We start from the raw sequence: 11,031 nt of genomic DNA, 5'->3' as shown, positions 1-11,031 counted from the left end.
CGCAATCCCGTGGCGAGGGAGCTTGCTCCCGCTCGGTGGCGCAGCCGCCGCAAAACCGGGCGCTGCGTGTGCCTGGAGAAACGGAGTCGCTGATTTGGGGCCGCTTCGCAGCCCAGCGGGAGCAAGCTCCCTCGCCACGGGGGCACGGGTTGTTTGAATCATCGGTCTGGCGCGCACCTGTGGGAGCGAGCTTGCTCGCGATGACATTCGATCAGTCAATATCTGTGGTGACTGACACGGCGCCATCGCGAGCAAGCTCGCTCCCACAAAAGGACTCAAGTATTGGGCTGCTGAGCGGCCCAGTGTTTCATCTCTTCAGCAATAAAGTAATTCACCAGATCGCTATACATTTTCTCGATGGCATCCGGGCTCAGTCCCTCGGCCTCGGCCCATTCCCGCCGAGTCGCCAGCATCGCCTTGAAGCGCTCCGGGGCGCGCACCGACGTCGCCGACGTCTTGAACTTCGACGCCGCGAGCACATATTGAAAGCGCCTGCCCAATAGTTTGATGACGGCTTGGTCGAGGATATCGATTTCTTGGCGGATCTCTTCCATGCCGGTGCATTGCGCAGGGGCCATTCGGTTGCAGACTTCCATGTAGATCACTCCATTGGTTCGAGTTGGATCGGCCCAGCCTGGGCCGGTTTTGCGATGGGAATCAAAAATGCCAATCTTCAGCGCGAACGACCCGGCAGAAAGGGCCGGCCAGCGTTGCATTGTGATGCGCGATGATTGCTTGGGCGTTCAAGGCCGGCGTATCGGAGCAGGTATGCCCCTCGGCGATCAGCACGGCATCGAAGCCCAGGTCCCGGGCGGCGCGGCAGGTGCTGTCGATACAATACTGGGTTTTCATGCCGGCGATCACCACGCCGTCGACCCCCTGCGCCTGCAACTGCTCGGCCAAACCCGTCATGGCGAAGGCATTGGGGCGATTTTTTTCGAAGATCACTTCGTTGCCTGCCAGTTGCAGTTCCGGCACCAGTTGCGTCAATGGACTTCCAGGTTCGATGGGCGAGCCTGGCGGGCCTACATGGCGAGCCAGGAAGACCGGAGTACCGGCGCTGCGAGCCTTGCTCAGCAGGGTATTTAAAGTCTGCAACAGCGCTTCACCTGCCCAGGGCTTGTCCGGGCCATGGAACAAACCAACTTGCATATCGAGAATCAACAGTGCGTGCATGGTGCTTTCCTTGCGTTTGAGCCAGCGACGCAAGGGCAAAAAGAAAGGCCCTTGCCATCACTGGCGGGCCTTTGGGATTCGTGTGTCAGGTGCTCACGACATCTCACGGCCCGCGTTGGCGGTCGTGGTCGTGGTGGTCGAGGAAGTCTGGTCGAGATTCATTGCCCGACGGTAGCTGAGGGCTGTATGACTTGGCAAGCAGCGCGTTGGCGCTACTTCGATTGCTGGAGGAGTTCCCCTGTGGGAGCGAGCCTGCTCGCGAAGGCGGTGGGTCAGCTTGCAGCTTCATTCGCTGTGCCGCCGTCTTCGCGAGCAGGCTCGCTCCCACAAAAAGGGATCAGCCTTCGAGACCGCGTTGTTCGATCACGCCGAATACGTCTGTCGCATCTTGCACGAGAATCCGGGCGACGTTGGTCAAGGTGTTGATGTCGCTGGTGGAGGAGTCGCGCAGGCTGGAGCAGGCCACCAGGGTGAGGAAATCGAGCGTGGCGTGCAGGCGTTCGCTGACGCAGGCGTGGAGTTCGGGCAGTGGGGCGCGGCTGTCGATCAGTAGGACGGGGTGGGTGGTGGCGGTTTGGGTGAGGGGGGTGTAGCGGGCGGACGGTTCATTCGTTGTCATAAGATTGCACTCATTCGATAGAAGGAATCGCCACCTTTTTGCTGCGAATCAAGTGGGTGGCAGTTGCGCGAGGGTTCGCAGACCGAGGAACCAATCCAAAACTCGGCAGACCCGAAAGTCTCCCGCGCACAACCGCCATAAAACGAACGCGGGCAAGTTTGCCTGAATTTCATTTGACGGTATCTGGATTTGTTCATTCGGGCTGCGAAACCCAGCCACCAGCCAAAGCCAGCGACGCCCCAACTATAGAAGCCGCCCCCAGCCTCCACAACCGACCTGTAGGACGCCCCCGATCCCCCGTGGCGAGGGAGCTTGCTCCCGCTCGGTGGCGCAGCCGCCGCAAAACCGGGCGATGCGGTGTGCCTGGAGAAACGGAGTCGCTGATTCAGGGCCGCTTCGCAGCCCAGCGGGAGCAAGCTCCCTCGCCACGGGTAGTCTTTTCCTACGAGATTTTCAGACCGCCTTGGCTCATCGCAAGTCCCGGAAGAACCCCCGAATATCCTCCGCCAACAACTCAGGCTGCTCCAACGCCGCAAAATGACCACCCCGAGGCATCTGCGTCCAGCGCTTAACGTTGTAGCCACGCTCTACCCAGCTGCGTGGCGGCAGCGGCAGTTCCTTGGGAAACAGCGCGACCCCCAGTGGTGGTTTCACCCGCTCACTACTATTGAGCTGCAGGGGCCGCCGACTGCCTTCCACATAAGGGCGAAATGACGAGCCGATGCAGTTCGTCAGCCAGTAGAGCGTCACATTGGTCAGCAGCCATTCGCGGTCAATGGGGGCGCTCGGGTCGCACCACGACAGAATCTTTTCGCCCATCCAGGCCAGCAGTCCTGCGGGTGAATCATTCAAGCCCACGGCCAGGCTTTGCGGCTTGGTTCGCTGGATGTGCGCATAGGCACCTTCGGTTTCGCTGAAGGCCGCGGCGCGTTGCAGGAACGCCGTTTCTTCTTCGCTCAACGGCGGATCGGTTTCGCCCAGGGACGGGCGGTAGGCGCCGGGGATGTAGTTGAGGTGGATGCCAGTCAGACGCTCAGGAAAGCGCATGCCCAACCAACTGGTGACAGCCGCGCCCACATCGCCGCCCTGGGCACCGAACCGTTCATAGCCAAGCCCGGTCATCAGCTCTTGCCACAAACCGGCCACTTCATAAGGGCCGCAACCGGTTTGCTTGAACGGCGCCGAAAAGGTATAGCCCGGCAATGACGGCACCACCACGTCAAAGGCATCCGCTGGATCACCGCCATGGCTGGCAGGGTCCGTCAGCAGCTCGATGATGCGCTGCATCTCGATGAACGAGCCGGGCCAGCCGTGGGTGAGCACCAGCGGCATCGGATTGGGCCCGATCCCGCGCTGGTGGACGAAGTGAACCTCTTGCTCGCCCAGGCTGGCGACAAATTGCGGCAGGCGATTGAGCGCTGCTTCCTGGGCGCGCCAATCGAAGGTTGTCGACCAGTGGGCGAGGAGGTCGCGCAGCACGTCTGCATCCATGCCTTCGCTCCAGCCCACGCCCGCCAAGGGCTGCGGCAAGCGGGTGTTTCGCAGGCGATCTTTCAAGTCAGCGAGCATGCTTTCAGGCGTGTCGATGACAAAAGGTCTGGCGAACATGTCTTCCTCCAAACAGCTGGATCAGGACGCTAAGCGTGCTTTCTGCCGCGTCCAGGCCAGTTTTATGGCTTCGATGTTTGGCACGAACCTGGACATATGCCGAACCCCTACCGCCGGTACCTTGCGGTTGTTGATGGTGGCGGTAAATCCGTAAGTGGCGCGGTAGGACGAAGAGTCGACATGGTCGAGCGGTTCTTCGTTCCCGAATGCCTCCCACAAGATCCGCGCCGCCGAAGGGCTGCCCAAGCCATTGCTGTAGGCGACGATCAGCTCAGGTTCCGCGAGGGGTACTGTCACGCGCTGGAAGAAATCCATGGATTTGCGGGTCAACGATTCAAGGCTGGCCGCAGACGACTGTCGAGCCACTTTCTGGATGGCTGCGGCGTCGGCGGAGCAAAGCAGTAAGGCGTTGGTGTAGATCGTGTCGCGCCAGTCGAAGCCAAGCTCGGCAGGCAGTTGCGTCAGGCGACGGGCCAAGGTCTTGGTGCCCCAGCCGCCGTCCAATCCATGGGCGACGTTGGAAAACGACGGTTGGTCATAGCCGGCGTGGACGGCCCCTGCGTTGGTGTGAACAGCGTCGGCCAGCGAGCCGTTGAAGCCAACCATGATCAGTCGCTTGCGACTCGCTGGCGCGGCGAGCAACTCGAAGGCGCAGTCAAAGGGGCGGGCCGGGAAGTCGCTGATATCCAGCTCTTCCAGTGCCGCAAGAATGAAATCGCGGGTTTTCAGCGGCATGTTGCATCCGTTCGTGGCTGGTAATGGTCGGGCGCGGGCCAAGGCAGGCGACTGGCGTCGCTTTTGTCTTGGCCCGGTGGCAAGCCGATTCAGGCGCCTAGGGTAGGCGATTTGAACGGGCGCCGACAATTGGCCACGACCCTTTCAACGCTGCTTCGACCCCCCACCAATCTGCCAGACATACGGCGGCTCCGTCCCGTTGATCTCCCAATCCCCAATGATCCGTTCCTTGTAGATCAGCGGATTATGCGAAGCCGCAGTCCGAGCGTTGCGCCAATGTCGGTCGAGGGCTTTGCCGGTGCTGGTGGCGGAGGCGCCGAGGGCGTTGAACAGGTCGCTGGTGGCGCGCAGCGTCAGGTCGGCGACCACTGCTTGGGCCTGGGCCGATTCGAGTTCGGCGAGGATGTTGGCGGTGTGCTCGGCTTCGGTGTCCTGGCCGAAGCGGCTTTCATAAGCCTTTTGCGAGGCGCTGGCGGCGCGCAGGGTCGTGGCTTCGGCGGCGTAGACCTGGGCCGATGCCTTGCCGATCACTTGCTGGACCTGGACGTCCTGGCTTACTTCGCTGGCATTGCCGGTGCTGAAGACGCGGGTGCGTTGGCGCACGTGTTCGCTGAAGTCCTGGACGGCGGCGCGGCCGGCGCCCGTCTGCACGGCGAGCAGGACCAGTTGGTAGAACGCGGTCTGGTATTTGAAACGGGTGGAAAAATCGATGAGGTTTTCAGCCTCCACCACGGCGTTCTCGAACACCGATGTGCCGCTGCCGGTGGTGCGCTGGCCGAAACCGTCCCAGTCATCGCTTTGCTTGACACCCGATTGGTGAACATTGACGGCGGCGATCACATCGGCGCCGTTGTCGTCGCGTTGGGCATAGAGGTCGATCCAGTCGGCGAAGATGCTGCCGGTGCTGTAGTACTTGGTGCCGTTGGCTACCCATTGCTCGCCCTGGCGGGATACGCGGGTGATGACCTGGCCGAGTTTTACCGCGCCGATTTCGGTCCAGGCGTTGCCCACCAGGTCACCGTCGACGAAGCGCTTGAACCAGACGTCTTGCGGGCTGCTGGCGTGGGCGTTGAGACGATCCTCGACAAAGGCGAAGTGGCCGCGCAGGGCCTGGGGCAGGTTGGAGTCGGCCTCGGCCAGTTCGATCAGCAGGTGCAACAGCTGCGGCAACGAAGCCCCGGCGCCGCCGAATTCGACCGGAATCCGCACGGCACCGAAGCCCGCTTCCTTCAACCATTTCACCTGTTCGAACGGCAGGCTGCGTGATTGTTCACGTTCCAGGGCGCCGGCCTGGATGCGCGCGAAAATCGGCCGGAACCGCTCGGCCAGGGCTTCATAGTCGGTGCCGGTGGAAAGGATTGGTGGCAAGTGTTGTTGCTGTGCGGTCATGGCGGTGTTCCTTTTGAGGACGAGAGAGCGGGCAAGGTGAAAACCTGCCGTTGCCGACAACCATTGCACGCTCCATGCCCGGTGCTTGAAGCCAATGAAAACGGGGCGTTCGCCGAGTATCCCAGCACAAAAGCTGTCGTTCTGCGGGCAATCTGTCCGGCGACTGTGCGCCAGGCAACAGTCAGTCCTTTGGGCAGCGGCACGCCGGGTGTTGGCTGTGCAACAGCGATCCAACAGCCTGCCTGTCGCACGACAGCCGTGAAAATCAGAAATCTGACTAACTGCTTGAAAATAAAGAATAAATATAAATGGCACGGTTGCTGCTCTAGCCGTTGTACAGAGGCGACGACGCCTATATCCAACGAGCTGGGAGACACGCAATGAGCCAGGACACGATCAAGTTTGCCTACTGGGTGCCCAACGTCAGCGGCGGGCTGGTGGTCAGTAGAATCCCGCAGCGCACCGACTGGGGCATCGATTACAACCGCAAGCTGGCGCAGATCGCCGAGGCTGCTGGTTTTGACTATGCCCTGACCCAGATCCGTTTCACCGCCGGTTACGGCGCCGAATACCAGCACGAATCGGTGGCGTTCAGTCATGCGCTGCTGGCATCCACCACGCGCCTCAAAGTCATCGCGGCGGTATTGCCGGGGCCTTGGACGCCTTCGGTGCTGGCCAAGCAGATCGCGACCATCGACCAACTGACGGGCGGCCGCGTGGCGATCAACGTGGTGTCCGGCTGGTTCAAGGGCGAATTCACCGCCATCGGCGAACCCTGGCTGGAGCACGACGAACGCTATCGCCGTTCCGAGGAATTCATCACCACGCTCAAGGGCATTTGGACCACCGACAACTACACCTTTCGCGGCGACTTCTATCGTTTCAATGGCTACACCCTCAAGCCCAAACCGCTGCAGCAACACCCGGAGATTTTCCAGGGCGGCAGCTCCCGGGCCGCTCGGGACATGGCCGCCCGGGTATCCGATTGGTACTTCACCAACGGCAACACTGTCGAAGGGGTCAAGGCCCAGGTCGATGACCTGCGCGCCAAGGCCGCGGCGAACAACCACAAGGTCAAGGTCGGCGTGAACGCCTTCATCATCGCCCGCGATACCGAGGAAGAGGCGCGTGCGGTGCTCGCTCAGATCATCGATCAGGCCGACCCCGAAGCCGTCAACGCGTTTGGCGATGCGGCCAAGCAGGCCGGCAAGGCGAGCCCGGAAGGCGAGGGCAACTGGGCCAAGTCCAGCTTCGAAGACCTGGTGCAGTACAACGATGGCTTCAAGACCAACCTGATCGGCACGCCGCAACAGATTGCCGAGCGCATCGTCGCGTTGAAAGCCGTGGGTGTGGATCTGGTGCTCGCCGCATTCCTGCACTTCCAGGAGGAAGTGGAGTATTTCGGCCAAAGGGTCCTGCCACTGGTGCGTGAGTTGGAACAGCAGAAAGTCACGGTCAAAACGGCGGCGGTCGCTTAGGCGGGGAGGCAGCATGGGCACGCTCACGGATACCCTCGACACGTTGCCCCATTGGCTGCATCGACAAGCGCTCGAGCATGGCGCGGATGTCGCGCTGCGCCACAAGCACTTGGGGATTTGGCAAGTGCGGACCTGGGAGCAATTGGCCGATGAAGTGCAGAACCTGGCGGCGGCATTACAAGCCCGAGGGTTCTCGGTGGGCGCGACTCTGACGAACATCAGCCGCCCGACGCCGCAAGCGATCGTCGCGGCGTTGGCGGCGCAATGGCTGGGCGGCGCCGCAAGCCTGTTAGATCCGTTGGACGCACCCGCCGGGCAGATAGACCTGCTCGGTGAATTGCAGCCCGATTTTGTACTGGCCCAAGGGCATGAAGAGTTGTTGCGCCTGGGCGCGGCGCAGGTGACGCCCCGCGTTTTGATCTACCTGGATAAGCGCGGGCTGTCGGACTCGGGGCCGTTTGACCAGGCGTTGGAGTACGCCGCGTTGATAGATTCGAAGGTATTCGCTGAGACGATCCCGCAAGCCCAAGCGCAACAAACGGCGTTCGTCTTCTACCGACGGGGCCAACACCCCACCGAGAAACAACGCATCAGCCACGCCGAGCTGTTGCAGCACGGACAGCACCTGGTACAGCGCGAAGGCTTGGGTCGACAGGACGAAGCGCTGGCGGCCCGAGGTTTTGCCTCGGCCGGCCAGGCGCGGTATCTGCTTGCGCCCTGGCTGATCGCCGGTTTGCGCTTGAACTTCCCGGAAAACCTCGCGACCCGTGACCGCGATCGACGTGAGTTGGGGCCGACGCTGGTGGCCGGCACGCGGGAGACCTATGAGCGTTTGCATGGCTACGCACTGGAGCGCTTGCCACCGCCGGGCGCCCGCGCCCGCAGGCTGGTGGACTGGGCCTTGGCGGCCCGTCCGGGCCTGTTGCGGCGGTTCGTGGGGCATTGGTTGGTTCGTCGGCCGCTGCGGGATGTATTGGGGTTTTCACGGACTCATGCGCCGCTGGTGGTGGGAGATCCTTTGCGGCCCGAGACCCAGGCTTTTTTCGAATCCTTGGGTATCAAGGTCCGCCGGTGGGGGGATTCGACTGAATGGGAAGTGCCGTCGATTTCGTCTGCGTCCGTTACGAATGGACGGGACGAGCGACATTCACAACGCATCTGGAAGGAGGCGACTACATGACAAAAACGGCCGCCACGCAACTGCTGGAGCTGGACAATATTTCGCTGTCATTCAAAGGCGTCAAAGCGATCACCGACATCAGCTTTCGCGTCGCCGCCGGTGAGATCTGCGCCTTGATCGGCCCTAACGGCGCCGGCAAGAGTTCTTTGCTCAACATCATCAGCGGTGTCTACCAACCCCAGGAAGGCCGCATACGTTTCGACAACCGCGAGCGTCGCCGCATGCGTGCCCACGACGTAGCGGTGCGTGGCGTTGCCCGGACCTTCCAGAACATCGCGCTGTTCAAGGGCATGAGCGTGCTCGACAACGTGCTCACCGGACGCAATCTCAAGCGCCGCAGCACCTGGATCGAGCAGGCATTGCGTCTGGGGCGGGCTGCTAAGGAGGACGACAGCCAGCGCGAAGCGGCCGAGCGAGTCATCGCGTTCTTGCACTTGCAGCCGTGGCGCGACGCGCTGGTGGGCAGGTTGCCCTACGGTTTGCAGAAGCGCGTGGAACTGGCCCGGGCCCTGGCGGCGGAGCCCCGATTGTTGCTGCTGGACGAACCGATGGCCGGGATGAACGCCGACGAGAAGCAGCAGATGAGCCGCTTCATCATCGACATCAACCGAGAGCTGGGCACGACGGTGCTGCTGATCGAACACGACATCGGTGTTGTCATGAACATCAGCGATCACGTGGTGGTGCTCGATTACGGTCGCAAGATTGGCGACGGCTCGCCCGAAGCGGTACGGAAGAACCCCGAGGTCATTTCGGCCTACCTCGGCACGCGGCACTGATTTTTCAATTCGACGCCTTCCCGTCCGGGAGGGCCGGCAGGTTGCGCCCGCGAAACAGGAAAACGCGATGGAATTTTTCTTTGAAGTATTGATTGGCGGGTTGCTCGCGGGGGTGATGTACGCCTTGGTGGCCATCGGTTTCGTGCTGATCTACAAGGCCTCCGGGGTGTTCAATTTCGCCCAGGGCGCGATGGTGCTGTTTTCGGCGCTGACCTTCGTCAGCCTGCTGGAACGGGGCGTGCCGTTCTGGCTGGCGTTTCTCATCAGCCTGGCGGCCATGCTGTTGATTGCCGTGGCGGTGGAGCGCGTGGTGCTGCGCCCGCTGGTCAATCGTTCGCCGATCACGCTGTTCATGGCGACCCTGGGACTTTCCTACGTCATCGAAGGTTTCGCCCAGGCGCTGTGGGGCGCACAGGTGCACGGGTTGGACCTGGGCATCAGCGACGAGCCGCTGGAACTGGGTGGGATGCTGTTGTCGCAGTTCGACATTTTTGCCGCGCTGACCGCCGCATCTCTGGTGGCGCTGTTGTCCTGGCTGTTCAACAAGACCCGCTTGGGGTTGGCGTTGCGGGCCGTGGCCGACGATCCCTTGGCGGCATTGGCCGTCGGCATCCGGTTGCAGCGGGTGTGGGTGGTGGTGTGGACGGTGGCGGGCTTCGTCGGACTGGTCGCCGGCCTGCTCTGGGGCGCTCGGCTGGGGGTGCAGTTCTCGCTGTCGCTGGTGGTGCTCAAGGCGCTGCCGGTGTTGATCATCGGCGGCTTCACCTCGATCAGTGGGGCGATTGTCGGCGGGCTGATCATCGGCGCCTCGGAGAAACTGGCGGAGGTGTACCTGGGGCCGATCATCGGCAGCGGCATCGAGAACTGGTTTCCCTATGGGCTGGCGCTGCTGTTCCTGCTGGTGCGTCCGGCGGGGCTGTTTGGCGAACGCGCCATCGAACGGGTCTAGGAGAGCAGCATGTTTTATCGAGAAGCAGGCCAGTTCAACACCCGTTATGCCGAGGGTCGTCGTGTCTTCGCGTTGCGCCAGGATCGCCATGGGCTTGCGGCACTGCTGGCGGTTGCCTTTGTCGTGGTGCCGTGGGTGGGAAATGACTACTGGCTCAGCGCAATCCTCATCCCTTTCCTGGTGCTGTCCCTGGCTGGGTTGGGGCTGAATTTGCTCACCGGCTACGCCGGGCAATTGTCCCTCGGTTCTGCGGCGTTCATGGCCGTGGGGGCGTTTGCCACTTACAACCTCGAAGTGCGCGTCACCGGCTTGCCGTTATTGATCAGCATCGCCCTGGGCGGGCTGACGGCGGCGTTGGTGTCCGCGCTGTTCGGCCTGCCGAGCCTGCGGATCAAGGGCTTCTATCTGCTGGTCTCGACCTTGGCTGCGCAGTTCTTCGTGGGCTGGGCGCTGACCCGGTTTGGCTGGTTTTCCAATGACAGCGCATCGGGGGTGATCAGCGCACCACGGCTGGACATTTTCGGTGTGAACCTGGATGCGCCGGCCGGTCGTTATCTGTTGACCCTGACTGTGGTGGTGGCGCTGTTCTGGCTGGGCAAGAACCTGGTGCGCAGCGAATTGGGACGCCAGTGGATGGCCGTGCGCGACATGGACACGGCCGCGGCGGTGATTGGTATTCCCCTGGCGAAAACCAAGCTGCTGGCCTTTGCCCTCAGCGGGTTTTACCTCGGGGTGGCCGGGGCGCTGTGGGCTTTCGCTTACCTGGGCACCGTCGAGCCCCATGGCTTCGATCTCAACCGTTCTTTCCAGATCCTGTTCATCATCATTATCGGCGGCCTCGGCAGCCTGCTGGGCAACTTCCTCGGGGCGGCCTTTATCGTGCTGTTTCCGATCCTGCTTTCCAACCTGGTCTCGCTGCTGCCAAGCGGGCTGATCGATGCCGGCCAGGTGGAGAACCTGCAAAAAATGTTTTTTGGCGTCCTGATCATCCTGTTCCTGATCAAGGAGCCGGAGGGCCTTGCGCGCCTCTGGCAACGTTTTCGCGAGCGCGCACGGCTGTGGCCGTTGCGCTACTGAAGAGTCCCTTTTGCGTTGTTTCTCTATGGCTTCATAACAAG

Annotated in this window: 11 protein-coding genes; 5 read left to right on the top strand and 6 right to left on the bottom strand. The window is 62.0% G+C overall.

Features of this window, described 5'->3' with window-relative positions:
* Positions 1–275 precede the first annotated feature (275 nt).
* The 6 genes from FHK92_RS04780 to FHK92_RS04755 form a co-directional block, all read right to left on the bottom strand.
* The gene (locus FHK92_RS04780; RefSeq protein ID WP_181287061.1) at positions 276–596 is read right to left on the bottom strand and encodes an isochorismate lyase; all 321 of its coding nucleotides are present in this window, start codon (positions 594–596) and stop codon (positions 276–278) included.
* A 61-nt stretch (positions 597–657) separates the two neighbouring features.
* Positions 658–1,176, bottom strand: coding sequence for a cysteine hydrolase family protein (locus FHK92_RS04775; RefSeq protein ID WP_181287060.1), 519 nt, complete (start codon positions 1,174–1,176; stop codon positions 658–660).
* 337 nt (positions 1,177–1,513) lie between these two features.
* Positions 1,514–1,795 carry a fructose-bisphosphate aldolase gene (locus tag FHK92_RS04770; RefSeq protein ID WP_181287059.1) on the bottom strand — a complete coding sequence of 94 codons (282 nt, stop codon included), beginning with the start codon at positions 1,793–1,795 and terminating at the stop codon, positions 1,514–1,516.
* A 468-nt stretch (positions 1,796–2,263) separates the two neighbouring features.
* Positions 2,264–3,403: an epoxide hydrolase family protein gene (locus FHK92_RS04765; protein ID WP_181287058.1), complete on the bottom strand. Its 1,140-nt coding sequence runs from the start codon at positions 3,401–3,403 to the stop codon at positions 2,264–2,266.
* A 21-nt stretch (positions 3,404–3,424) separates the two neighbouring features.
* A complete protein-coding gene (locus tag FHK92_RS04760; protein WP_219915949.1) occupies positions 3,425–4,138 on the bottom strand; it encodes a hypothetical protein in 714 nt (237 codons plus the stop codon).
* 144 nt (positions 4,139–4,282) lie between these two features.
* Positions 4,283–5,527, bottom strand: coding sequence for an acyl-CoA dehydrogenase family protein (locus tag FHK92_RS04755; protein ID WP_181287057.1), 1,245 nt, complete (start codon positions 5,525–5,527; stop codon positions 4,283–4,285).
* 380 nt (positions 5,528–5,907) lie between these two features.
* On the opposite strand from FHK92_RS04755, the gene sfnG reads away from it, so the two are divergent.
* From sfnG to FHK92_RS04730, 5 genes are all read left to right on the top strand, one after another.
* The gene (sfnG, locus tag FHK92_RS04750; RefSeq protein WP_181287056.1) at positions 5,908–7,005 is read left to right on the top strand and encodes a dimethylsulfone monooxygenase SfnG; all 1,098 of its coding nucleotides are present in this window, start codon (positions 5,908–5,910) and stop codon (positions 7,003–7,005) included.
* A gap of 13 nt (positions 7,006–7,018) precedes the next feature.
* The gene (locus FHK92_RS04745; RefSeq protein ID WP_181287055.1) at positions 7,019–8,185 is read left to right on the top strand and encodes an AMP-binding protein; all 1,167 of its coding nucleotides are present in this window, start codon (positions 7,019–7,021) and stop codon (positions 8,183–8,185) included.
* The gene (locus FHK92_RS04740) at positions 8,182–8,964 is read left to right on the top strand and encodes an ABC transporter ATP-binding protein (RefSeq protein WP_181287054.1); all 783 of its coding nucleotides are present in this window, start codon (positions 8,182–8,184) and stop codon (positions 8,962–8,964) included. The genes FHK92_RS04745 and FHK92_RS04740 overlap by 4 nt, the downstream gene beginning before the upstream one ends.
* Before the next feature lie 67 nt (positions 8,965–9,031).
* On the top strand, positions 9,032–9,913 hold the full coding sequence (locus FHK92_RS04735) for a branched-chain amino acid ABC transporter permease (protein ID WP_181287053.1): 882 nt from the start codon (positions 9,032–9,034) through the stop codon (positions 9,911–9,913).
* A gap of 9 nt (positions 9,914–9,922) precedes the next feature.
* The gene (locus FHK92_RS04730) at positions 9,923–10,990 is read left to right on the top strand and encodes a branched-chain amino acid ABC transporter permease (protein WP_181287052.1); all 1,068 of its coding nucleotides are present in this window, start codon (positions 9,923–9,925) and stop codon (positions 10,988–10,990) included.
* Positions 10,991–11,031: the final 41 nt, after the last annotated feature.

The sequence above is a fragment of the Pseudomonas brassicacearum subsp. neoaurantiaca genome (genome assembly GCF_013608025.1).
In the GTDB taxonomy this organism is placed as follows: domain Bacteria; phylum Pseudomonadota; class Gammaproteobacteria; order Pseudomonadales; family Pseudomonadaceae; genus Aquipseudomonas.
This window is presented reverse-complemented; position numbering and strand designations above follow the sequence as displayed.